Source organism: Streptomyces sp. PKA51 (assembly GCF_057552455.1).
Genome location: NZ_BAAJPZ010000015.1, coordinates 60,181 through 84,080, shown reverse-complemented (window position 1 = coordinate 84,080; position 23,900 = coordinate 60,181). Strand labels below are relative to the sequence as shown.

Annotated in this window: 18 protein-coding genes, 1 pseudogene and 1 riboswitch; of the genes and pseudogenes, 14 read left to right on the top strand and 5 right to left on the bottom strand. The window is 72.1% G+C overall.

The window, feature by feature from the left end:
* Positions 1–287: 287 nt before the first annotated feature.
* Together AC27L3_RS21735 and AC27L3_RS21730 are read left to right on the top strand one after the other, a co-directional pair.
* Entirely contained in the window at positions 288–1,853 is a 1,566-nt protein-coding gene (locus AC27L3_RS21735) for an RNA polymerase sigma factor (RefSeq protein ID WP_487235721.1), read from the top strand.
* Positions 1,854–1,993: 140 nt separating this feature from the next.
* Positions 1,994–2,812, top strand: a pseudogene (locus AC27L3_RS21730) (serine protease); the annotation flags it as partial.
* A gap of 474 nt (positions 2,813–3,286) precedes the next feature.
* Here the strand turns inward: AC27L3_RS21730 and AC27L3_RS21725 are convergent.
* The gene (locus tag AC27L3_RS21725) at positions 3,287–3,517 is read right to left on the bottom strand and encodes a DUF7455 domain-containing protein (protein ID WP_365966940.1); all 231 of its coding nucleotides are present in this window, start codon (positions 3,515–3,517) and stop codon (positions 3,287–3,289) included.
* A 432-nt stretch (positions 3,518–3,949) separates the two neighbouring features.
* Here AC27L3_RS21725 and AC27L3_RS21720 point away from each other — a divergent pair, with 432 nt between their 5' ends.
* From AC27L3_RS21720 to AC27L3_RS21705, 4 genes are all read left to right on the top strand, one after another.
* Positions 3,950–6,070: a DNA gyrase/topoisomerase IV subunit B gene (locus AC27L3_RS21720; RefSeq protein WP_344433899.1), complete on the top strand. Its 2,121-nt coding sequence runs from the start codon at positions 3,950–3,952 to the stop codon at positions 6,068–6,070.
* Positions 6,071–6,175: 105 nt separating this feature from the next.
* Positions 6,176–7,351: a histidine kinase gene (locus AC27L3_RS21715; protein WP_487235720.1), complete on the top strand. Its 1,176-nt coding sequence runs from the start codon at positions 6,176–6,178 to the stop codon at positions 7,349–7,351.
* Between the two features lie 74 nt (positions 7,352–7,425).
* Complete coding sequence (locus AC27L3_RS21710) at positions 7,426–8,178, top strand: response regulator transcription factor (protein WP_487235719.1); 753 nt, start codon at positions 7,426–7,428, stop codon at positions 8,176–8,178.
* Between the two features lie 98 nt (positions 8,179–8,276).
* On the top strand, positions 8,277–8,543 hold the full coding sequence (locus tag AC27L3_RS21705) for a Kazal-type serine protease inhibitor family protein (protein ID WP_487235718.1): 267 nt from the start codon (positions 8,277–8,279) through the stop codon (positions 8,541–8,543).
* Here the strand turns inward: AC27L3_RS21705 and AC27L3_RS21700 are convergent, their stop codons facing one another.
* Entirely contained in the window at positions 8,544–9,239 is a 696-nt protein-coding gene (locus tag AC27L3_RS21700; RefSeq protein ID WP_487235717.1) for a response regulator, read from the bottom strand.
* On the bottom strand, positions 9,236–10,888 hold the full coding sequence (locus tag AC27L3_RS21695) for a sensor histidine kinase (protein WP_487235716.1): 1,653 nt from the start codon (positions 10,886–10,888) through the stop codon (positions 9,236–9,238). Before AC27L3_RS21695 ends, AC27L3_RS21700 begins: the two co-directional genes overlap by 4 nt.
* Positions 10,889–11,137: 249 nt before the next feature.
* On the opposite strand from AC27L3_RS21695, the gene AC27L3_RS21690 reads away from it, so the two are divergent.
* The 3 genes from AC27L3_RS21690 to AC27L3_RS21680 are packed head-to-tail and all read left to right on the top strand — an operon-like array spanning position 11,138 to position 13,999.
* Complete coding sequence (locus AC27L3_RS21690; protein WP_487235715.1) at positions 11,138–11,989, top strand: ABC transporter ATP-binding protein; 852 nt, start codon at positions 11,138–11,140, stop codon at positions 11,987–11,989.
* Entirely contained in the window at positions 11,979–12,875 is an 897-nt protein-coding gene (locus AC27L3_RS21685) for an ABC transporter permease (RefSeq protein ID WP_487235714.1), read from the top strand. The genes AC27L3_RS21690 and AC27L3_RS21685 overlap by 11 nt, the downstream gene beginning before the upstream one ends.
* 50 nt (positions 12,876–12,925) lie before the next feature.
* Positions 12,926–13,999: an ABC transporter substrate-binding protein gene (locus tag AC27L3_RS21680; RefSeq protein ID WP_487235713.1), complete on the top strand. Its 1,074-nt coding sequence runs from the start codon at positions 12,926–12,928 to the stop codon at positions 13,997–13,999.
* 74 nt (positions 14,000–14,073) lie between these two features.
* Here the strand turns inward: AC27L3_RS21680 and AC27L3_RS21675 are convergent, their stop codons facing one another.
* Positions 14,074–14,997 (bottom strand): ferredoxin family protein, encoded by a 924-nt coding sequence (locus AC27L3_RS21675; protein WP_487235712.1) that lies wholly within the window; start codon positions 14,995–14,997, stop codon positions 14,074–14,076.
* A gap of 154 nt (positions 14,998–15,151) precedes the next feature.
* Between AC27L3_RS21675 and AC27L3_RS21670 the strand changes: the two genes are divergently transcribed.
* A complete protein-coding gene (locus tag AC27L3_RS21670; RefSeq protein WP_487235711.1) occupies positions 15,152–16,186 on the top strand; it encodes a CobW family GTP-binding protein in 1,035 nt (344 codons plus the stop codon).
* Positions 16,187–16,262: 76 nt separating this feature from the next.
* On the opposite strand, the gene AC27L3_RS21665 is transcribed toward AC27L3_RS21670, so the two are convergent.
* Positions 16,263–18,719, bottom strand: a complete 2,457-nt coding sequence (locus tag AC27L3_RS21665; protein WP_487235710.1) for a DNA gyrase/topoisomerase IV subunit A — start codon at positions 18,717–18,719, stop codon at positions 16,263–16,265.
* Positions 18,720–18,964: 245 nt separating this feature from the next.
* Here AC27L3_RS21665 and AC27L3_RS21660 point away from each other — a divergent pair, with 245 nt between their 5' ends.
* From AC27L3_RS21660 to AC27L3_RS21645, 4 genes are all read left to right on the top strand, one after another.
* Positions 18,965–20,335 (top strand): M16 family metallopeptidase, encoded by a 1,371-nt coding sequence (locus AC27L3_RS21660; RefSeq protein ID WP_487235776.1) that lies wholly within the window; start codon positions 18,965–18,967, stop codon positions 20,333–20,335.
* 44 nt (positions 20,336–20,379) lie between these two features.
* The gene (locus AC27L3_RS21655; RefSeq protein ID WP_487235775.1) at positions 20,380–21,747 is read left to right on the top strand and encodes a M16 family metallopeptidase; all 1,368 of its coding nucleotides are present in this window, start codon (positions 20,380–20,382) and stop codon (positions 21,745–21,747) included.
* Positions 21,748–21,945: 198 nt separating this feature from the next.
* Positions 21,946–22,104, top strand: a riboswitch (cyclic di-AMP (ydaO/yuaA leader).
* A 13-nt stretch (positions 22,105–22,117) separates the two neighbouring features.
* A complete protein-coding gene (locus AC27L3_RS21650) occupies positions 22,118–22,921 on the top strand; it encodes a M23 family metallopeptidase (protein ID WP_487235709.1) in 804 nt (267 codons plus the stop codon).
* A 214-nt stretch (positions 22,922–23,135) separates the two neighbouring features.
* The gene (locus AC27L3_RS21645) at positions 23,136–23,840 is read left to right on the top strand and encodes a GntR family transcriptional regulator (protein WP_487235774.1); all 705 of its coding nucleotides are present in this window, start codon (positions 23,136–23,138) and stop codon (positions 23,838–23,840) included.
* Positions 23,841–23,900 lie beyond the last annotated feature (60 nt).

The window sequence follows — 23,900 nt, the reverse complement described above, 5'->3', positions numbered from 1 at the left end:
GGGGTGGTTCCGTGCGGCCGCCGACGGCAGCGGAGTCGGCGATCTGTCCACTTCGAGGGCCGTTCACCCCGTTATGCGGTGTGACTCGGGCCACGGCGATCGGGCGTAACGCTCGTCCGGGCAGCGCGATGACTAAAGAGGTGGTGGCCGCGGAGGGAATACGGGCCTCGTTCGAGGCGCTGTGTTGCTCTGCACCACTGCCCGCGCCGTCGGTTCATCCTTGCCGACGGTCGTCGGCCCCGTCCAGCGCGGACGTGGCCGGAAGCCGTTTCCATCGTTCCGAGAGGTTGTTCGTGTCGGCCAGCACATCCCGTACGCTCCCGCCGGAGATCGCCGAATCCGAGTCTCTGATGGCGCTCATCGAGCAGGGAAAGGCCGAGGGGCAGATCGCCGGCGACGACGTGCGTCGGGCCTTCGAGGCTGACCAGATTCCGCCAACCCAGTGGAAGAACGTACTGCGCAGCCTCAACCAGGTCCTCGACGAGGAGGGTGTGACGCTGATGGTCAGTGCCGCAGAGGCGCCCAAGCGCACCCGCAAGAGCGTCGCAGCGAAGAGCCCGGCGAAGCGCACCGCCACCAAGGCCGTTTCCACCAAGACGGCCACGGCCCGGCAGTCGTCCGCCCCGGCGTCCGGCGTGTCCGCGGCCGCGGGCGCGTACGACGGCGAGGCCGATGAGGCCGTGGCGCCCGCCAAGAAGACCGCGGCCAAGAAGACGGTCGCGAAGAAGACGACGACGGCCAAGAAGGCCGCCGCGAAGAAGACGACGGCCAAGAAGACCGCCGGCAAGAAGGACGCCGACGAGCTCCTCGAGGACGAGCTGCTCGACGAGACCCCCGCGCCGGGCAAGGTCGACGAGGAGGACGAGGCCGGCGAGAACAAGGGCTTCGTCCTGTCCGACGAGGACGAGGACGACGCGCCCGCCCAGCAGGTGGCCGTGGCCGGTGCCACTGCCGACCCGGTCAAGGACTACCTCAAGCAGATCGGCAAGGTCCCCCTCCTCAACGCCGAGCAGGAGGTGGAGCTCGCCAAGCGCATCGAGGCCGGTCTGTTCGCCGAGGACAAGCTGGCGAACGCCGACAAGCTGGCGCCGAAGCTCAAGCGCGAGCTGGAGATCATCGCCGAGGACGGCCGGCGCGCCAAGAACCACCTCCTGGAGGCCAACCTCCGTCTGGTGGTCTCCCTGGCCAAGCGCTACACCGGTCGCGGCATGCTCTTCCTGGACCTGATCCAGGAGGGCAACCTCGGTCTGATCCGCGCGGTGGAGAAGTTCGACTACACCAAGGGCTACAAGTTCTCCACGTACGCGACCTGGTGGATCCGCCAGGCGATCACCCGCGCGATGGCCGACCAGGCCCGCACCATCCGTATCCCGGTGCACATGGTCGAGGTCATCAACAAGCTCGCGCGCGTCCAGCGCCAGATGCTCCAGGACCTGGGCCGCGAGCCCACCCCGGAGGAGCTGGCCAAGGAGCTCGACATGACCCCCGAGAAGGTCATCGAGGTCCAGAAGTACGGCCGTGAGCCGATTTCCCTCCACACCCCGCTGGGTGAGGACGGCGACAGCGAGTTCGGTGACCTCATCGAGGACTCCGAGGCGGTCGTGCCGGCCGACGCGGTCAGCTTCACGCTCCTGCAGGAGCAGCTGCACTCCGTGCTGGACACCCTCAGCGAGCGCGAGGCGGGCGTGGTCTCCATGCGCTTCGGCCTCACCGACGGCCAGCCCAAGACGCTGGACGAGATCGGCAAGGTCTACGGCGTGACGCGTGAGCGCATCCGTCAGATCGAGTCCAAGACGATGTCGAAGCTGCGTCACCCGTCGCGCTCCCAGGTGCTGCGGGACTACCTCGACTAGTCCGGACGGCTCGTCACCGTCCCCTTTCGGCAGGGCCCGGTTCCTCACGAGGAACCGGGCCCTGCCGCGCTCGGGATGCGCGCGGGCGCATACCACCTGACGCTTGGTAAGGAAGTGACCGCACAGCGTCAGGAGGTCCCATGCGCGCCCTGAGGTATCCGCTGGCCGTGGCGCTCGCGCTCGTGCTGGCGATCCCTCTGCCCGCGGGCGCGGTCCACGGTGCCGTCGACCGCGGCATCGTCGGCGGACAGGTCGTCAAGGTCGCCACCGTCCCCTGGACGGTGGCGCTGGCGAGCCGGGAGCGCTTCGGCCCGGTGCGCTCCGGCCAGTTCTGCGGCGGCGCTCTTGTGGGACGGTCGACGGTCGTCACGGCGGCGCACTGCCTGACGCGCGAGGTGCTGGGCGTCGACGCGACGGAGGCGAAGGACCTGCGGGTGATCGTCGGCCGCGACGACCTGCGCGGCAACGCCGGCAAGGAGATCCCGTTCAAGGGCAGCTGGGTCAATCCCGCCTTCGACGCGGACACGAACGAGGGAGACGTGGCCGTCATCACCCTGGCGGAGCCGGTCGCCGACGTGGCGCCCATCGCGATGGCGGGGCAGGGGGACCCCGGCTACGAGACCGGTACGGCCGCCGGCGTCTACGGCTGGGGGGACACCCGCGGGACCGGCCTGTACTCGAACACCCTGCGCGCCGCCCGGATCCTCGTCCTGGACGACACCCTGTGCCGCCGGGCGTACCAGGGCGGCCCCGAGGGGGTGTACCGCCCGGCGACCATGCTCTGCGCCGGCCTTCCCCTCGGCGGCCGGGACGCCTGCCAGGGGGACAGCGGCGGGCCGCTCGTGGCCCGCGGGAAGCTCGTCGGGCTGGTGTCGTGGGGGAGCGGCTGCGCCCAGCCGGGCCGTCCGGGGGTCTATACGCGGATCTCCGCCGTTGCGGCGCTGGTACGGGCACACAGTGCCGACCCTGTGACGGGAGGGCCTCCTGTGGCCACTCCGCCTCTTCCCCCGCCCCCGCAGAACCCCCAGCAGCCGAAACCACCGGCACAGCCGCCGGCGGCCGCGCCGCCGCAATCCAGCCAACCGGCGCCCCCGCAGGTCAGGCCGCCGCTGCTGCCGCCACCGGCCGCCCAGCCGGTCGTGCCGCCGCTGCTCAAGCCGCCCCCGGTGGCCCAGCTGCCGGTGGCCCGGCCCCCCGCGGCCGAGCCCCCGGCGGCACCGCCGCCGCCCGCGGCGCAGCCACCCGCCGCCCCGCCGGTGTCACCGGGCCCGGTGCAGCCGGTGGGCACACGTCCCGTACGCCCGTCCTGAGGGGTGCGGGCGTACGAGAGCGGGCGGCCTCCCCCACAGGGGTGGCCGCCCGCGGCTGCCCGGTCGTACGGACCGGACCTCGCTCGTCGTCGGATGCGATGTGTCAGCGTTCCAACAGTGGACTCAGCGGTCCTCGTCGGTCGCGGACGCCGGGACGGCCGTCAGCCGCTCCGTCTCGTCCTGTATCTCCGCGGCGATCTTCTTGAGTTCCGGCTCGAACTTGCGACCGTGGTGGGCGCAGAAGAGCAGTTCACCGCCGCTCATGAGTACGACGCGCAGGTATGCCTGAGCGCCGCACCGGTCGCAGCGGTCAGCGGCCGTCAGCGGGCTCGCGGGGGTCAGAACAGTAGTCACGTCGCCTCTTCTCTAGCTCGACGAGCTGTCGTACCAGGGTCAACATCCAACCAGGCCGAAAACGTTCCCGCTCGAGGCTTTTTCTCGAAACTTCCTTCCGAGTGAGCCGGATCTTGACGATTTGGCGGCGAATGAGCCGTAGTGCGTGGGCTTACGGTTTCACATCGCTGGGGGTTGTCGTCCCCCCGGCTGGCTGCCGGGTTGTTCTTGAGGACGTGCCCGGAGCCTAGATGGTTCATGCCTCGAAGGGAACGTGATGTGCATGTCACCCCTACGAGCTATCGAACGCTTGATCGACGCTCGATTAGCATGGGCGTTCTCAAGGGTGGCGGCACAAAGGCTCTATCAGGCCTCGGTACCCTCTGAACGGCGACCGAGCCACTCATGTGCCCCCATCCGGGCCAGCCAGAAATTCAGCGAGGAGCGAACCGCGTGACCGCCGAGACGTCCGTGCCGTCCACTGCGTTGCTGACCGGGGCAGACCGGGACGGATCCAACTACACCGCGCGGCACCTGCTCGTCCTGGAGGGCCTGGAGGCCGTCCGCAAGCGACCCGGCATGTACATCGGCTCCACGGACAGCCGTGGTCTGATGCACTGCCTCTGGGAGATCATCGACAACTCCGTCGACGAGGCCCTCGGAGGGTACTGCGACCGCATCGAGGTGGTCCTCCACGACGACGGGTCCGTCGAGGTGCGGGACAACGGCCGCGGCATCCCCGTGGACGTGGAGCCGAAGACCGGCCTGTCCGGCGTCGAGGTCGTGATGACCAAGCTGCACGCCGGCGGCAAGTTCGGCGGCGGCTCCTACGCCGCCTCCGGCGGTCTGCACGGCGTCGGCGCGTCCGTGGTCAACGCGCTGTCCGCGCGCCTGGACGTCGAGGTCGACCGCAACAGCCGCACCCACACGATCAGCTTCCGCCGCGGCGTGCCCGGCATCTTCACCGAGCCGGGCCCCGACGCCCCCTTCGACCCCTCCAGCGGCCTGCTCAAGGGCAAGAAGATCCCCAAGGCGCGCACCGGCACCCGCGTCCGCTACTGGGCGGACCGCCAGATCTTCCTCAAGGACGCCAAGCTCTCCCTGGAGACGCTGTACGCGCGGGCGCGGCAGACGGCCTTCCTGGTGCCGGGCCTGACCATCGTCGTCCGCGACGAGCGCGACCTGGACGGCGAGGGCGCCACCGAGGAGGTCTTCCGCTTCGACGGCGGCATCAGCGAGTTCTGCGAGTTCCTGGCTCCCGACAAGGCCGTGTGCGACGTGCTGCGCCTCACCGGGCAGGGCACCTTCAAGGAGACCGTGCCCGTCCTGGACTCCCGCGGCCACATGACGCCGACCGAGGTGACCCGCGAGCTGGGCGTGGACATCGCCCTGCGCTGGGGCACGGGCTACGACACGACCCTGAAGTCGTTCGTCAACATCATCGCCACTCCCAAGGGCGGCACGCACGTGGCCGGCTTCGAGCGGGCCGTGGCCCGCACGGTCAACGAGGTGCTGCGCTCGGCCAAGCTGCTGCGCGTGGCCGAGGACGACGTCGTCAAGGACGACGCCATGGAGGGGCTCACGGCCGTGGTGACCGTGCGCCTGGCCGAGCCGCAGTTCGAGGGCCAGACCAAGGAGGTCCTGGGCACCTCGGCCGCCTCCCGGATCGTGGCCAACGTGGTCGCCAAGGAGCTCAAGGCGTTCCTGACGTCGACCAAGCGCGACACCAAGCAGCAGGCCCGCGCGGTCCTGGAGAAGGTCGTCGCCGCGGCCCGCACCCGCATCGCCGCCCGTCAGCACAAGGAGGCCCAGCGCCGCAAGACGGCCCTGGAGTCCTCCTCGCTGCCGGCCAAGCTGGCCGACTGCCGCAGCGACGACGTCGAGCGCAGCGAGCTGTTCATCGTCGAGGGCGACTCGGCGCTGGGCACGGCCAAGCTCGCCCGCAACTCCGAGTTCCAGGCGCTGCTGCCGATCCGCGGCAAGATCCTCAACGTTCAGAAGTCGTCGGTCTCCGACATGCTGAAGAACGCCGAGTGCGGCGCCATCATCCAGGTCATAGGAGCCGGCTCGGGCCGCACCTTCGACATCGACGCGGCCCGGTACGGAAAGGTCATCTTCCTGGCCGACGCCGATGTGGACGGCGCGCACATCCGCTGCCTGCTGCTGACGCTCTTCCAGCGCTACATGCGCCCGATGGTCGAGCAGGGTCGCGTCTTCTCGGCCGTGCCCCCGCTGCACCGGGTCGAGCTCATCAACCCCAAGAAGGGGCAGGACAAGTACATCTACACCTACTCCGACAACGAGCTGCGGCAGACGCTGCTGGAGCTGGAGCGCAAGGGCGTCCGCTACAAGGAGGGCATCCAGCGCTACAAGGGTCTGGGCGAGATGGACGCCGACCAGCTCGCGGAGACCACGATGGACCCGCGCCACCGCACCCTGCGCCGCATCAACATCAGCGACCTGGAGGCCGCCGAGCGCGCCTTCGAGCTGCTGATGGGCAACGAGGTGGCGCCGCGCAAGGAGTTCATCACCAACTCCGCGGCCACGCTGGACCGCTCGCGCATCGACGCGTAACGCGCCTCCACCCGGGGGTGGACCGGGGGGTGGACGGGCCGCTCCACCCCGAATCCACCCGTGCTCCGATTCGCGCCCGCCGCCCCGCTCCGTAGCGTGGTGGGCGTGCCGATCGAGAACTGGACCGAATGGCCCGCCCGCGAGGCGCTCGCCCACGTGGGAGTGCCCCGGCGGCGCCTGGTCGTGACGTGGGTGGTGCGGGTCGTGCTGTCCGCCTGGTTCGTGTGGGGCGTCCTGCGGGAGGGCGCCTTCCACGGATGGGGGTACGCCGCGCTCGCCACCGGATTCGCGCTGGGCGCGGCGGCGGTGTGGGGGTACTACCGCACCACGCTCGCCCAGCGGCTGCCGTCCTCCTTGGCCCTGCTCGCCGTGCCCGCGGCGCTGGGCGCCGCCGCCGAGGCGGCCGGTGCCCACGTTGCCTCCTCCGGCCTGTGGTGCGTGGGCGCGGCCGTCGCGGTGGAGCGCCTGCCGCTGGGGCCCGGGCTGGTCGCGGCGGCCCTCCCGCTGGGCGCCTACGCCGGCACCAGTGACAAGGCGCCCGCGGCGACCGCCGTGACGGTGGCCGCGGTGCTGCTCATCGGCTATGCGCTCCGGCTCGACGAGGAGGCCCGGGGGGCGGGCTTCAGGCTCCTCGCACAGGAGCGGGCGATCCGGCAGGCGGAGGCGGAGTCGGCGGCGCTCGCGGAGCGGGCGCGGATCGCCCGGGAGATACACGACGTCCTGGCTCACAGCCTCTCCGCGCAGCTGGTGCACTTGGAGGCGGCCCGGCTGCTGATCGAGGCCGGGGTGCCGGAGGGCGAGGCCAGACGGCAGGTTCTCGAACGGGTCTCCGCCGCCCGCGGCATGGCACGGCAGGGCCTGGCCGAGACGCGGCAGGCGCTGTCCGCGCTGCGCGGGGAGCTGACGCCGGTCGAGGAGTACCTCCGGGACGTCGCCGAGGCGGAGGGCGTACGGCTGGAGGTGGCCGGCGAGCCACGGGCGCTGCCGGCCGAGGCGGGGCTCGCGGTGCGCAGGGTCGCCCAGGAGGCGCTGACCAATGTGCGCAAGCACGCGCCGGGCGCCCGGGTGGAGATGGCGTTCACCTATCTGGAGCGGGAGGTGGAGTTGTGGGTTCGCGACAGCGGCGCGTCGGGCAGGGTCGGGAAGCCGGAGGTGCCGGGCGCCGGATACGGTCTGCTCGGCATGCGGGAGCGTGCCGAGCTGCTCGGCGGCACCCTGGAGGCCGGGCCGGCCGTGGCCGGTGGGCCGGGTTTCCACGTGAGGCTGAAGGTGCCCGCCTGAAGGGTCGCGAGCCCGGGTGAGGCCGAGGCGCGGCGGGCCCGCCGGTGGGGCGGGGAGGCGAAGGAGCGGACGCGATGGGGCACATGGGCGGTGACCTGGCGGCACAGGGCGGCGGCAGCGGGCGCAGGCCGGCACGGGTGGTGGTCGCCGACGACCAGACCGTGGTCCGCGAGGGCATCGTGATACTGCTGGGGCTGTTGCCGGGCATCGAGGTCGTCGCCTCCGCGGCCGACGGGCTGGAGGCCCTGCGCCAGGTCGCCGAACACCGCCCCGACGTGGTCCTGATGGACCTGAGGATGCCGCGCTGCGACGGGGTGGAGGCGACACGGCGGATCCGGGCCGAGCACCCGGAGACCCAGGTGGTCGTCCTGACCACCTACGGCGACGACGACTCCCTCTTCCCGGCCCTCCAGGCAGGGGCGCGCGGCTACCTCACCAAGGACGCCGGGGCCGAGGAGATCGTCCGGGCCGTCGAGCACGTGATGTCAGGTGAGGCCGGTCTCTCGCCGCATGTGCAGCGCCGCCTGCTGGAGAGGCTCTCCGCCTCCTCCGCGCCGGTGCCGGCCCCCGCCGCGGCGCCGGCTCCGAGGGAGCTGCCCGACGGGCTGACGGCCCGTGAGGCGGAGGTGTTGTCCCTGGTGGCGGAGGGGCTGACGAACGCCGAGATCGCCCGGCGCCTGCACGTGAGCACGGCGACGGTCAAGACGCACATCAACAACCTGTTCGCCAAAACGGGCGTCCGTGACCGGGCCCAGGCCGTGCGGTACGCCTTCCATCGAGGCATCGCCGCGCCCCCGCCGCCCCCGCCCGGGAAGCGCGTCCCCTGACGGGCCGCGCCCCGGCGGTCGTCTGACCGACCGGCACCTCACTCCTCGCCCGCCGGCGGTGGTAGAGACGGCAGCTACACCCGAGCGAAGGAGTGATCATGCGCAAGCTCGTCGCACCGTTCGCCACCCTCCTGCTGACCGGCGTGGCAGGACTCGCCTTCGGCGCACCCGCCCACGCCGCGGCTCCAGCGGCCGTGGTGCCGGTCGTCCAGGAGTGCGCCGGCTTCTGCCCCACGTACTACGAGCCCGTCGTCTGCCTGTTCTCCGACGGTTCGACCGTATGGTTCACCAACCAGTGCTTCGCCGAGGTCCACGCCTGCAACCACAATCTGAGCATCCTGCGCTGCGCCCGCGTCAGAGGCTGATCAGGCCGGCCGCCCCGGCTGGCGCACCGTCCAGGCGTACCGGTGCTCGGGGCGGCCCGTCTCGCCGTAGCGGAGGGTCAGGCTGAGCCGGCCCGACTCCTCCAGCCGTTTGAGGTAGCGCTGGGCCGTCGACCTGCTCAGCCCCGACCGCTCGGCCACCTCGTGCGCCGACAGCGGCCGTGCGGCGTCCGCCAGGACCCGGCGGATCAGATCCGCCGTCGGCGCCGAGTGCCCCTTGGGCAGGGGCGGGTCCACCGCGGCCGTGCGCAGCGCCGAGAAGATGCGGTCGACCTGTTCCTGCTCCGCCTCCTCGGCGTCCTCCAGCGTCCGCCGCAGTCGCGCGTACGCCTCCAGCTTCACGCGCAGCCCCGGGAACGTGAACGGCTTGACCAGGTACTGCAGGGCGCCGTAGCGCAGCGCCGTCTGCACGGTGGTCACATCCCGGGCCGCAGTGACCATGATCACGTCCGTGTGGTGGCCCAGTTGCCGGATGCGGCGCACCAGCGACAGGCCCGTCTCGTCCGGCAGATAGTGGTCGAGCAGCATCAGGTCGACGCCGCCGCGCTGCAGCACGGCCAGTGCCTGCGCCGCGCTGTGAGCCGTCGCCGTCACCCGGAAGCCGGGCACCTTGGCGACGTACGCGGCGTTGATCTCGGCGACGCGGAAGTCGTCGTCCACCACCATGACCTCGATCATCGGCTCACTCCTTCGAGGGATTGCGGCGTTCGGCCGGGCGCAGTGCCCGGTGCCGGCCGGGCCTGCGGGGCGAGCGCCTCGGGCAGCTCCACCGTGAACTGCGCCCCGCCGCCCTCGCGTTCGTCCACCCGCGCCGAGCCGCCGTAGCGTTCGGCCAGCCGGCGCACCAGCGGAAGTCCCAGGCCCCGGGGGCGGTGCGGGGCGGCCTGTTTGGTCGACCAGCCGTCGGCGAACACCCGCTCCCGCAGCTCGGGCGGCACTCCGGGGCCGTTGTCGCGCACGGTGACGACGACCGTGGTGCCCTCCGTCCGCAGATCGGCCTCGACGAATGCGTCCGGGCGGTGTCCGCAGGCGGCGTCGAGCGCGTTGTCGACGAGGTTGCCGAGCACGGTGACCAGGTCCTCCGGGTCCACCACGCGGTCGGGCAGCAGGCTGTCCGCGCTCACCCGCAGGGCCACGCCGCGCTCCGCGGCGACCGCGCCCTTGCCCACCAGCAGGGCGCTGACCAGGGGCTCGTGCACACGCTCGGTGACCTGTTCGGCGGTGGCCCGGTGGGCGCCGGCGACCTCCGCCACGTACTCCACGGCCTCGTCGTACAGGCCCAGTTCCAGCAGTCCGACCAGGGTATGCAGCCGGTTGGCGTGCTCGTGGTCCTGCGCGCGCAGCGCCTCGGTCAGGCCGCGGGTGGCGTCCAGCTCGCGGCCGAGCTGTTCGAGTTCGGTGCGGTCGCGCAGCGTGGCGACCGTGCCGCCGTCGGAGGTGTCCATGCGGTTGGCGACGAGCACGCGCCCGTCCCGCACGGTGAGCAGGTCCTTTCCGGTCACCCGGCCGGCCAGCACGTCGGTGGTGCGTCCGGGCGGCAGCACGGCGTCCAGCGGCCGGCCCAGGGCCTCGGGGCCCAGCCCGAGCAGGCGTTGCGCCTCGTCGTTGACCAGCCGCAGGCGTCCGCGCCGGTCGAGGGCGACCACCCCTTCACGGATGCCGTGCAGCATGGCCTCCCGTTCCTCCAGCAGCGCGGAGATCTCGGACAGTTCGATGCCGTGGGTGCGTTTGCGCAGCCGCCAGGAGACGGCGAAGACCGCCACGGCGCCGACCGCGAGCGCGGCACCGGCGTAGGTCAGGACGCCGGGCAGCGCGTGCAGCAGGACGTCGCGCACGTCGTCGTAGGCGATGCCCACCGAGACGGCGCCGACGATCGCCCCCTCGCCGTCGCGCAGCGGCACCTTGCCCCGGGCCGAACGGCCCAGGGTGCCCTTGGCGATGCCCTTCCACTCGCGGCCGGCCAGCGCGGGGCCCGGGTCGGTGCTCACGTGCCGGCCGATCTCGGCGGGCGTGGTGTGGGAGTAGCGGATGCCGCGGGTGTCGACGATCACCACGTAACTGGCGTCGGTGGCCTGGCGGATGCGTTCGGCGGCGATCTGGACGGGCCCGTCGGGCCGCGGGTCGCCGGCGAGCACGGCGTGGGCGAGGCCGGGCTGGGCGGCGGTGGCCTGGGCGATGGCGAGCGCCCGTTGTTCGGCCTGGTCGTCCAGTTGGTTCCCGAGCGGTGCGAGCAGCAGCCCGGCGGTGAGTGCGGTGACGCCGGTGGTGATCAGTAACTGGACGGACAGGACCTGGGCGAAGACGCGCCGGGGCCACCGGGGGCGCATGCGTGAGCCTTTCGGTTTCCGAGCGTGGGGAGTGCAAGGCACGCAACGTAGCCGGATGATGGCCGTTCGTTGAGCTTCCGTGTCACTTTTGTTGTTCTATCGCGAGCAAAACGAGCAGAACAGGCTTCGTACGCTCAAGTCGCACAGCGCACACAAGACTGCCGTCGCCTCCGGCGTCGCTCCTAGCCTCCTCCACCGGTCGTCCCGCACGTCAGCGCGGGGCAGCAACACCCCGGTGGAGGCGTACGGATGAACCACGGCAGCACACACCACACCCCACCGGACGGTGTCCCGGCGATCGAACTGCGCGGCGCGAGCAAGACCTTCCGCACCCCCTCCGGAGTGCCCCACACGGCCGTGCGCGACCTCGATCTGACCGTGGAGCGCGGCGAGTTCGTCGCGGTGGTCGGACCGACCGGCTGCGGGAAGTCGACCACGCTGACCCTGGTCAGCGGCCTGGAGGAGCCGACCGAGGGGGAGGTGCTGGTCGGCGGCGAGCCGGTGACCGGCATCCGGCCGGAGGTCGGCTTCGTCTTCCAGCAGGACGCGGTCTTCCCCTGGCGCACGGTGCTGTCGAACGTGATGGCCGGGCCGCGCTTCCGCGGCGCGCCGAAGGCCGAGGCCCGCGAGCGCGCCCGCGACTGGCTGGCCCGGGTGGGCCTGGCCGCCTTCGCCGACCGCTATCCGCACCAGCTCTCCGGCGGCCAGCGCAAGCGCGTCGCGCTCGCCCAGACCTTCGTCAACGACCCGGCGATCCTGCTGATGGACGAGCCGTTCTCGGCCCTCGACGTGCAGACCAGGGCCCTGATGTCGGACGAACTGCTGGAGCTGTGGGGCGGAGCCGGGACGGGCACGGCGGCCTCCGTCGTCTTCGTCACCCACGACCTGGAGGAGGCCATCGCGCTGGCCGACAAGGTCGTGGTGATGACGGCCGGCCCCGCCACCGTCAAAGCCGTCTTCCCCGTCGACCTGCCGCGCCCGCGCAAGGTCGAGGACGTGCGGCTGGAGCCGCGGTTCGTCGACCTGTACCGCGAGATCTGGTCCTGCCTCGGCGAAGAGGTCCGCATCACGCGCGAGAGGGGTGCCGCCCGTGTCGCCTGACACCGTCCCCGACGCCGTCCCCGCCACCGTTCCCGGCACCGCCCTGCCCGGCGGCCGGGTGGGCAAGGGCCGGGCGGCCGACCGCGCCCGCGCCCACCGCAACCGCCGGCTCCTCGTCCTCGTCACCCGCGTGCTGCTGCTCGCGGTGCTCCTCGGCGCCTGGGAGGTGCTGGCGCGCACGGAGACCATCGACCCCTTCAACTTCTCGATGCCCTCGCGCATCTGGGACCAGATGGTGCAGTGGACGATGCACGGCACCCCGCAGGGCTCGCTGGGCGAACAGGTCTGGGCCACGCTGCAGGAGGCGCTGCTCGGCTGGGTCCTCGGCGTCGTCGCGGGCGTGCTCCTCGGCATCGCGCTCGGCCGCGTCCCCTTCCTCGCCGACGTCCTCGGCCCCTACGTCAAGGTGCTCAACGCGGTGCCGAGGATCGTCCTGGCCCCGATCTTCCTCATGATGTTCGGCCTCGGGACGGCCTCCAAGGTCGCCTCCGCCGTGGTGCTCGTCTTCTTCCCGGTCTTCTTCAACGCCTTCCAGGGCGCCCGCGAGGTCGACCGCAACCTGGTCGCCAACGCCCGGATCCTGGGCGCGAGCAACCGCCGCGTCACCCTCCAGGTCGTCATCCCCTCCGCCACCTCGTGGATCTTCACCAGCCTCCACGTCAGCTTCGGCTTCGCCCTCATCGGAGCGATCGTCGGCGAGTACCTCGGCGCGGCGAAGGGCATCGGCCTGCTCGTGGCCCAGTCGCAGGGCACCTTCAACGCCCAGGGCGTGTACGCGGCGATGGTCGTCCTCGCCCTCGTGGCCCTCCTGGCCGAGGCCCTGCTGTCCTTCACCGAAAAGCGGCTCTTCCGCTGGCGGCCCGGCGCGCCGGGCAGCGAGCGCTGACCCGCCCGGACCCACCCCACACCCCCCGACTCCACCGTAAGGAACGGATCATGCGTACGTACAGCACGTCCCGCAAGACCGGAGGAAGACCGGCGAAGGTCACCGCGATGGCGGTCGCCGGGGTGATGGCACTGGCCCTGAGCGGCTGCGCGGACGAGTCGTCCGCGAGCAGCACCACCAAGGACTCGCTCCAGGGCGACACCGTCAAGATCATGGTGGGCGGCCTGGACAAGGTCATCTACCTGCCCGCGGTCCTCACCCAGCGGCTCGGCTACTTCGAGCAGGAGGGCGTGCGGGTCAAGCTGCTGAGCGAACCCGCCGGCGTCCAGGCCACCACCTCGCTCGTCTCCGGCGACGTCCAGGGCGTGGTGGGCTTCTACGACCACACCCTCGACCTGCAGGTCAAGGGCAAGAAGGTGGAGTCGGTGGTCCAACTGGCCCGCACCCCGGGCGAGGTGGAGATCGTCTCCAAGAGCGCCGCCGGCACGCTCGCCTCGCCCAAGGACTTCAAGGGCAAGAAGCTGGGCGTGACCGGACTGGGCTCCTCCACCGATTTCCTCACCAAGTACTTGGCGGTGAAGAACGGCGTGGACGCGGCCGACATCACCCCCGTGGCGGTCGGCGCGGGCCAGACGTTCATCTCCGCACTGGAGAAGGGCGCCATCGACGGCGGCATGACCACCGACCCGACCGTCGCCCAGATCCTCTCCAAGGGCCTGGGCACCGTCCTGGTCGACATGCGCACGCCCGAGGGCTCCCAGGCCGCCCTGGGCGGTCTGTACCCGGCCTCCAGCCTGTACATGAACAACGACTGGGTCGACAAGAACAAGGAGACGGTCCAGAAGCTGGCCAACGCCATGGTCAAGACCCTCAAGTGGATGTCGGAGCACACCCCCGAGGAGATCGCCGACCAGATGCCCGCCGACTACGCCAAGGGCGGCAAGGACCTGTACGTGAAGTCGATCCGGTCCACGCTGCCCATGTTCACCAAGGACGGCGTGATGCCGCCCGACGGGCCCGGGACCGTGCTGCAGGTGCTCAAGTCCTTCAACCCCAACCTGAAGAACGCCAAGGTCGACCTCCAGAAGACCTACACCACGGAGTTCGTGAAGAAGGCGGGCTAGCGCCTGTCCGGTGGATCATGCAGCGCCCCTGCGGGGCGCCCGTGATACCCCGCGACGAAGATCCGCCGGAGGCCCTAGCCTCCCGTCCGCAGTTCCTGCAGCGGGGTGACGGCCACGACGTCCATCCGGGCCGGCGTGCCCAGGGCCTTCCCGCAGCTCTCCGGGCGGGGCGGGGCGGAGGCGCCCTGGGCCACCTCGACCCGCCAGGCCCGGCCGTCGGTGTGCGCCACGGTGACCGTCCAGTGCGGGGCGGCCCCCTCGCAGGCGGTCACGTCCAGGGCGTCCGCGCCCTCCTCGCCGATCAGGGCGCGCACCGCCAGGTCGGCGGCCTGTCCGGGGCGGTCCCACGCCGAGCGGCCCCGGCAGTCGGCGATGCGCACCCGGCCGGCGCGGGCCGCCTCCAGCGCGTCCTTGACCGCGTGGGCGGTGGCCCGCCCGTACGCGTAGCCGTACGGCAGCACGAACAGGGTCGGCGCGAAACGGTGGCCGCCGATGTGGGTGACCTCCCACACCTCCGTACCGCCGGACGCGGCCAGTTCGGCGGCCAGCGGCCGGCCCAGCAGCGCGCAGCAGCGGTCCCGCTTGCCGTTGGTGCACACCAGGGCGAGCGGCTCGCCGCAGTACGCCTCCCACAGCCCGCCGTGCTCACCGGCCCCGAGCGCCGCGAAGTCGAGTTCCGGCAGCACGGCCGGATCGGCGAGGGCGGTGGTACGGATCCAGGAGCGGCCCGGCGCGGTGTGGGCGGCGAAGACGCGCTGCAGGGCCGGTTCGTGGCAGTCCGCGTGCCGGCCCGGCCGGCGGATCAGGGCGACGCGCACCCCGGTGCCCTCGACGGCCCTGGCCAGGGCCCGGGCGACGGCGGGGGAGAGGTGGCTGGCGGCGAGGGCGTCCGCGCCCCACGGCCCCGGCTGCTCGATCAGCAGCCACGTCCGCGCGGTCGCGGCCGTGCCGGCCAGTGGCTCGGCCAGCTCGCGGGAGGCGGTCGCACAGGTACTCACGTAGGTGAGCCTAACCTGACTGGCCACCGGTGCGACACTTGGCTGATCAGTGCGCGTGACGCACGTGCCCGTGACGCCCGTGCGCATGACGCCAGTACCCGTGACGCGCGTACGCGTGACATCAGTGTGGACGACAAGAGTACGGAGGATTCCCTTGGCCAAGCGGCAGATCCCGGTCGTCGTGCTCGCCGGCTTCCTCGGATCGGGCAAGACCACCTTGCTCAACCACCTGCTCCGGCACAGCGGAGGCAGCCGCATCGGGGCCGTCGTCAACGACTTCGGCAAGATCGAGATCGATGCGATGAGCGTCGCCGGCCAGGTGGACTCGATGGTCTCGCTGGGCAACGGCTGCCTGTGCTGCGCGGTGGACACCAGCGAGCTCGACACGTTCCTGGACAAGCTCGCCCGCCCCGCCGCCCGCATCGACGTCATCGTCATCGAGGCCAGCGGCCTGGCCGAGCCGCAGGAACTCATCCGGATGATCCTGGCCAGCGAGAACGAGTCCATCGTCTACGGCGGGCTGGTCGAGGTCGTCGACGCGGCGGAGTTCACCGCCACCCGCGCCCGCCACCCCGAGCTCGACCGGCACGTGGGCATCGCCGACCTCGTGGTGCTCAACAAGGCCGACCGGATCGGCGACGAGGAGCGGGCCGCCCTGCTCGACACCCTCACCGGCCTCGCCCCCGGCACGCCCGTCCTGCCCGTCGCCTACGGGCGCGTCGACCCCCACATGCTCTTCGACCGCGCACCGCGCGAGGAGCACGTCGAGGCCGTCAGGCAGCTCTCCTTCGAGGACCTGTGCCGGGAGGAGGACGACCACGACCATCACGGGCACCTGCACGCCGCCTACGAGAGCGTCGAGTTCGTCTCCGAGACCCCCATGAACCCGCGCCGGCTGATGGCCTTCCTCGACAGCAGGCCCGAGGGCCTCTACCGCATCAAGGGCTTCGTCCACTTCGGCATAGCCGGCCACCGGCAGAAGTACACGGTGCACGCGGTCGGCGACTTCCTGCGCTTCCACGCCTCGCCCTGGGGCCGCTCGGAGACCCGCGCCACCCAGCTCGTCATGATCGGCAGCGGTATCGACGCGGCCGCACTCCACCAGGGGCTGGAGGAGTGCAAGGACCCCGCACCGCAGGACGCCGACGAGCACAGCATGTGGGGCGTCCTGCGGTACGTACGGTCGTAGGGCGTGCCCGGCGGCACCACGACACCCCGTCTCAGGGGCGCGGATCCGCCGGACAGGCCCTGGCCGCGCGGCGGGTCTACACCGGCCCGGCCACCACGGCCACCGGCTTGGCCAGGGCCACGCCCGAGCCGTCACGGCGCGGGTCGACCGGGGGCAGCTCCGCCGGGGCGCCGGCGGCCGTCGCGGCCCGGGCCGGGGAGCGGCCCGCCCAGGCGAACACCAGGCAGTCCTCGCCCTTGAGGAAGCGCTGGCAGCGCACACCGCCGGTGGCCCGGCCCTTGCGCGGGTACTGGTCGAAGGGCGTCACCTTCGCCGTACCCGGCGAGGCCGTGCCCGGCAGCCCACCACGGGCCCCCGCGACCGTCACCACCACCGCCTCCTCCGCCGGGTCGACGGCGGTGAAGGAGATCACCTTCGCCCCGGAGGACAGCTTGACGCCGGCCATGCCGCCCGCCGGACGGCCCTGCGGCCGCACCTGAGAAGCCTGGTAGCGCAGCAGCTGGGCGTCGTCGGTGACGAAGACCAGGTCCTCCTCGCCCGTGCGCAGCTCGACCGCGCCGACGATGCGGTCGCCGTCCTTGAGCGAGATGACCTCCAGTTCGTCCTTGTTGGCCGGATAGTCGGGCACCACGCGCTTGACCACGCCCTGCTCGGTGCCGATCGCCAGCCCCGGCGAGGACTCGTCCAGCGTCGTCAGGCACACCACCTGCTCGCCGTCGGCCAGCGAGACGAACTCCGAGACCGGCGCGCCGCCCGCCAGGTTCGGCGCGCCCGCCGTCTCCGGCAGCTGCGGCAGGTCGATCACCCGCACCCGCAGCAGCCGCCCGCCCGACGTCACCACGCCGACCTCGCCCAGAGCCGTCGCCGGCACCGCCGAGACGATCACGTCGTGCTTGGCGCGCCGGCTCTCCTCGCCCGCGCCCGACGCCTCGCCCGTGGCCGTACGGGCCAGCAGACCGGTCGAGGACAGCAGCACCCGGCACGGGTCGTCCGCGACCTGCAGCGGCATGGCCGCCGCCGGCACACCGGCCGACTCCAGCAGCACCGTGCGCCGCTCCGTGCCGAACTTCTTCGCCACGTCAGCGAGCTCGGCGGAGACCAGCTTGCGCAGCTCGGCGTCCGACTCGAGGATCTCCGTCAGCTTCTCGATCTCCTCGGTCAGCTTGTCCCGCTCGGCCTCCAGCTCGATGCGGTCGAACCGCGTCAGGCGGCGCAGCGGGGTGTCGAGGATGTACTGCGTCTGCACCTCGGAGAGGGAGAACCGCTCCACGAGTGACGCCTTGGCCGCCGCCGCGTTGTCGCTCGATCGAATGATTCGGATGACCTCGTCGATGTCCGCGAGGGCCACCAGCAGACCCTCGACGAGGTGCAGCCGGTCGCGCCGCTTGCCCCGGCGGAACTCGCTGCGCCGGCGCACCACCTCGAAGCGGTGGTCGAGGTAGACCTCCAGCATCTCCTTCAGGCCCAGCGTCAGCGGCTGGCCGTCCACCAGCGCGACGTTGTTGATGCCGAAGGACTCCTCCATCGGCGTCAGCTTGTAGAGCTGCTCCAGCACCGCCTCGGGGTTGAAGCCGTTCTTGACCTCGATGACCAGGCGCAGGCCGTGGGCGCGGTCGGTGAGGTCCTTCACGTCCGCGATGCCCTGCAGCTTCTTCGAGCCGACCAGGTCCTTGATCTTGGAGATGACCTTCTCGGGGCCCACCGTGAACGGCAGCTCGGTGACCACCAGGCCCTTGCGGCGGGCGGTGACGCTCTCCACGGCGACCGTCGCGCGCATCTTGAAGGTGCCGCGCCCGGTCTCGTACGCGTCGCGGACGCCGCCGAGCCCCACGATCCGGCCGCCGGTGGGCAGGTCGGGACCGGGGATGTACTTCATCAGCGTGTCGAGGTCGGCGCCCGGGTGCCGGATCAGGTGCCGGGCGGCGGCGATCACCTCGCCGAGGTTGTGCGGGGGCATGTTCGTCGCCATGCCGACCGCGATCCCGGACGAGCCGTTGACCAGCAGGTTCGGATAGGCGGCGGGCAGGGCCACCGGCTCGCGCTCGCTGCCGTCGTAGTTCGGGGAGAAGTCGACGGTGTCCTCGTCGATCGACTCCGTCATCAGCGACGTCGGCGCCGCCATGCGCGCCTCGGTGTACCGCATGGCCGCCGGCGGGTCGTCGTTGCCGAGCGAGCCGAAGTTGCCGTGGCCGTCGACCAGCGGCAGCCGCATCGAGAACGGCTGGGCCATGCGCACCAGCGCGTCGTAGATGGACGCATCACCGTGCGGGTGCAGCTTGCCCATCACCTCGCCGACGACGCGGGCGGACTTCACGTGCGAACGGTCGGGCCGCAGGCCCATCTCGTTCATCTGGAACAGGATCCGGCGCTGGACGGGCTTGAGGCCGTCGCGGGCGTCGGGCAGGGCGCGCGAGTAGATGACGGAGTAGGCGTACTCGAGGAAGGAGCCCTGCATCTCGTCGACGACGTCGATGTCGAGGATCCGCTCCTCGAACTCTTCCGGCGGCGGGGTCTTCGTGCTGCGGCGGGCCATCGCGGCTGCGGCTCCTTCGATCGATTGCCGGGGCTGATCTGACGCGGACCATTGTGGACCGCTCCACCGACAACGCCGACCGCGACCCGGCCGCCACGCCTCACCACCCGTGCAGGGGACCCCTGGGCGCCCGGGGAACTTCGCCGGAAGCCTGCGCGGTTGCATACAGTGACAGCACTGTTCAATCACGCGAGTCGTCGCGAGGCACCGCGAGATCTCAAGAGATCGAAGGGACGTACATGCCCATGGGTCACACGGCCACGCAACAGGCCGGTTCCGGCGGCCTGACAGCGACCGAGCACCGGCTGGCCAACGGCCTGAGGGTGGTGCTCTCCGAAGATCACCTCACCCCCGTGGCGGCCGTCTGCCTCTGGTACGACGTCGGCTCCCGCCACGAGGTGCAGGGCCGCACCGGTCTCGCCCACCTCTTCGAGCACCTGATGTTCCAGGGCTCCGCACAGGTCAAGGGCAACGGCCACTTCGAGCTGGTGCAGGGCGCCGGCGGGTCGCTCAACGGCACGACCAGCTTCGAGCGCACCAACTACTTCGAGACGATGCCCGCCCACCAGGTCGAGCTGGCCCTATGGCTGGAGGCCGACCGGATGGGCTCGCTGCTGGCCGCCCTCGACGAGGAGTCGATGGAGAACCAGCGCGACGTCGTCAAGAACGAGCGCCGCCAGCGCTACGACAACGTGCCCTACGGCACCGCGTTCGAGAAGCTGACGGCCATGGCCTACCCCGAGGGCCACCCGTACCACCACACGCCCATCGGCTCCATGGCCGACCTCGACGCCGCCTCCCTGGAGGACGCGCGGGCCTTCTTCCGCACCTACTACGCGCCGGGCAACGCCGTGCTGTCCGTCGTCGGCGACATCGACCCGGAGCAGACCCTCGCCTGGATCGAGAAGTACTTCGGCTCCATCCCCGCGCACAACGGCAAACAGCCCCCGCGCGACGGCGCCCTGCCGGAGAACATCGGCCGCGAGCTGCGCGAGGTCGTCCGCGAGGAGGTGCCCTCGCGCGCCCTGATGGCCGCCTACCGCCTGCCGCACGACGGCACCCGCGAGGCGGACGCGGCCGACGTGGCGCTGACGATCCTCGGCGGCGGCGAGTCCTCCCGCCTGCACAACCGCCTGGTGCGCCACGACCGCAGCGCCGTCGCCGCCGGCTTCGGCCTGCTGCGCCTGGCCGGGGCGCCCTCGCTGGGCTGGCTGGACGTCAAGGCGTCCGGCGGCGTGGAGGTGGCCGACATCGAGGCCGCCGTCGACGAGGAGCTCACCCGCTTCGCCGCCGAGGGCCCCACCCCCGAGGAGATGGAGCGCGCCCAGGCCCAGCTGGAGCGCGAGTGGCTGGACCGGCTCGCCACCGTCAGCGGCCGGGCGGACGAGCTGTGCCGCTTCGCCACGCTCTTCGGCGACCCGCAGCTGGCGCTCACCGCCGTCCAGCGCGTCCTGGAGGTGACCCCGCAGGAGGTGCAGCAGATCGCCAAGGCCCGCCTGCACCGCGACAACCGTGCCGTGCTCGTCTACGAGCCCACGCCGCAGACCGCGCCCACGGTCGACGAGGACACCATCAAGAACGCCACCGAGATCGAAGAAGAGGAGACGGCCCAGTGAGCGACGCCGTAGCCGCGAGCACGACGGACACCGCCGGCCCCTCGATGGTGTTCCACCCCCAGCCCCGGCCGGGCCTGCCCACCCCCTGGGCCTTCCCGGCCCCCGAGCGCGGGCAGCTGCCCAACGGCCTGACCGTGCTGCGCTGCCACCGCCCCGGGCAGCAGGTCATCGCCGTCGAGATCGTCCTGGACGTCCCGCTGGCCGCCGAGCCCGAGGGTCTGGACGGCGTCGCCACGATCATGGCCCGGGCCTTCTCCGAGGGCACCGACAAGCTCAGCGCCGAGGAGTTCGCCGCGGAGCTGGAGCGCTGCGGGGCCACCCTCGACGCCCACGCCGACCACCCGGGCGTACGGCTGTCCCTGGAGGTGCCGGCCTCCCGGCTGCCCAAGGCGCTGGGCCTGCTGGCCGACGCCCTGCGCGCCCCGGCCTTCCCCGACGGCGAGATCGAGCGCCTGGTGCGCAACCGCCTCGACGAGATCCCGCACGAGCTGGCCAACCCCGCCCGCCGGGCGGCCATGGCGCTGGCCGCCGAGCTGTTCCCGGCCGACGTGCGGATGTCCCGGCCGCGCCAGGGCAGCCAGGAGACGGTCGAGCGCATCGACGCCACCGCCGTGCGCGCCTTCTACGAGGCCCATGTGCGGCCCGCCGCGGCCACCGCGGTGGTCGTCGGCGACTTCACCGGCACCGACCTCGACCACGTCCTGGAGCAGTCGCTGGGCGCGTGGACGGGCGCGCCGGCGCAGCGGCGCGCCCCGCAGCCCGTCACGGCCGACGACACCGGCCGCGTCGTCATCGTCGACCGTCCCGGTGCGGTGCAGACCCAGCTGCTGATCGGGCGCACCGGCCCCGACCGGCACGACCGCGTCTGGCCGGCCCAGGTGCTCGGCACGTACTGCCTGGGCGGCACCCTCACCTCGCGGCTGGACCGCGTCCTGCGCGAGGAGAAGGGCTACACCTACGGCGTGCGCTCCTTCGGGCAGGTGCTGCTGTCCTCGCCCGAGGGCACCGGCGTCTCCCTGCTCGCCATCAGCGGCTCCGTCGACACCCCCAACACCGGTCCCGCCCTGGAGGACCTGTGGACGGTGCTGCGCACGCTGGCCGCCGAGGGGCTGACGGACCAGGAGCGCGACGTCGCCGTGCAGAACCTGGTGGGGGTGGCCCCGCTGAAGTACGAGACGGCGGCCGCCGTCGCCGGCACGCTCGCCGACCAGGTCGAGCAGTTCCTGCCGGACGACTTCCAGGGACACCTGTACGAACGCCTCGCGCAGACCGGCACGGTGGAGGCCACCGCCGCCGTCGTGAGCGCCTTCCCGGCGGACCGGCTGGTGACGGTGCTCGTCGGTGACGCGGCGCAGATCGCCGAACCCGTGAAGGCGCTGGGCATCGGCCCGGTGACGGTGATCTCCGCCTGACGGAGCATCAGTTCGACTGAGGTGGCGCGTGGGTCCGAGGGGACCCACGCGCCACCTTTATGTCCACTTTCAGGCGGTGGTTGCGTGTTGGTCGTGTGGCGTACGTCATAAAAACCCACTTCTGTTTGCCGATCGAATCTGACGGCGATTAGCGTCAGCTCGGCAGTCCGTCAGATCGGAGCCGCAAACCGCGGTCCCGGGCAGCCATCGCCGAGTCCCACGCGGCCCCCAGGGTCGCAGGGAGCCGGGGACCCAAAGTCCCCTGGGGTGAATCGGTTCCCTTTCACGAGGGGACCGTAGGAGACCTTCCTGCTCCGAACCCGTCAGCTAACCCGGTAGGCGAGAAGGAAGGAAAGGATCAGCGACAGCCATGTCGTTCACCCGTCCCACCGGGAAGCACCGTCGTCCGAGCCGCGCCGTGCGCGTGGGCGCCAACGTCGCGGGCATCGCCACGCTGACCGCCGCCGGTGTGGTCGCCGGTGTCGCCGCCCCGGCCTTCGCCGCCTCCGACGACTCCCAGCGCCCCGAGGACACCGGCCTGACGCAGGCCGTCGTCATCGGTGACGTCATGGCCGGCAACGTCGACGCCCAGGCCGAGACCCAGCGCGGCGTCGCCGACGAGGCCAACGCCCGTCAGCAGGCCGAGGCCAACGCCAAGAAGCTGGCCGCCGAGGCCAAGCAGCGCGCCGAGGAGGCCCAGCGCAAGCTCGACGAGGAGCGCGCCGCCAAGGAGCGTGCCGCCCGCGACGCCGAGCGCAAGCGCCTGGGGACGTTCGTCAGCCCGCTCGACAGCTCCTACGTCTCCACGTCCTACAAGGCCTCCAGCGGCCTGTGGTCCTCCGGCAGCCACACCGGCATCGACTTCCACGCCGAGACCGGCACCTCGGTGCACGCGGTCGGCATGGGCACGATCGTCGAGGCCGGCTGGGGCGGCGCCTACGGCAACAACGTCGTGATCCAGATGGCCGACGGCACGTACACGCAGTACGCCCACCTGTCGTCCATCGACGTCTCGGTCGGCCAGTCGGTCACCCCGGGCCAGCAGATCGGCCTGTCCGGCGCCACCGGCAACGTCACCGGCCCGCACCTGCACTTCGAGGCCCGCACGGCCCCGACCTACGGCTCCGACATCGACCCGATCGCCTACCTGGCCTCGCACGGCGTCAACGTCTGACGCCCCCGCGCACGGCGCGAGCACGGCCCCGGCCCCTGCGGCCGGGGCCTTCGTGCACCGTACCGGCTGGCCGAAAGGCGTCCGTGCGGCAGGAGGCACCATCGGAAATGCCCGGCCGGCTCGCATAGAGTCGCTGAGTGGGCGTCAGGCGACGGGGCACATCCGGAGGTACAGCGATGAGAGACCGTTCGTGAACGGCGACGGCGCCGGCACGGTGACCGTCCCCGGACCCGCCGGCGGCGGAGCCCGGGACGGCGTCCGCCGGCTGTCCGCGCACGCCGTGTGCGCCGCCATCCGCGACGACATCGTCGCGGGCGTCCACCCGCCCGGCAGCAGGCTCGTCGAGGAACTCCTCGCCCGCCGCTACGGCGTCTCCCGGGTCCCCGTGCGCGAGGCCCTGCGCACCCTCGCCTCCGAGGGGTTCGTCACCACCCGCCGCCACGCGGGCGCCTGCGTGGCCGAGCCCAGCGAGCGCGAGGCCGCCGACCTGCTGGACGTTCGCGCCCTGCTGGAGCCGCTGGGAGCCGCGCGGGCCGCCCAGCGGCGCACCGAGGCGCACCTGAAGGTGCTGCGCGGGCTGGTCCGGCTGGGCCGCGACCGGGCCCGTACGGACCGGGTGGGGGAGCTGTGCCGGCTCGGCGACTGGTTCGACGAGACCCTCGCCCAGGCCTCCGGCAGCCCCAGCCTCGCCGCGCTCCTCACCCAGCTGCGCCGCAAGATCGCCTGGGTGTACGTGCCGGTGCCGCCGGCGCGCCCGCTGGAGGCGTGGGAGACCTGCGGGGCGCTGGTGGACGCGGTGGCCCGCGGCGACGCCGAGCGGGCGCGGGAGCTCGCCACCCGCCGCGCCGGGCGGCCGCCCGGAGAATTCCGCCTGCGGCCGGCGCGGCAGTCCGCGGACGCCACGGGCGTCCCCTCCTAGGGTCTGTCCGGCGGATCTTCGTCGCGCCCGCAGACAGGGTGCCGTGCTCCGCCCGGACCG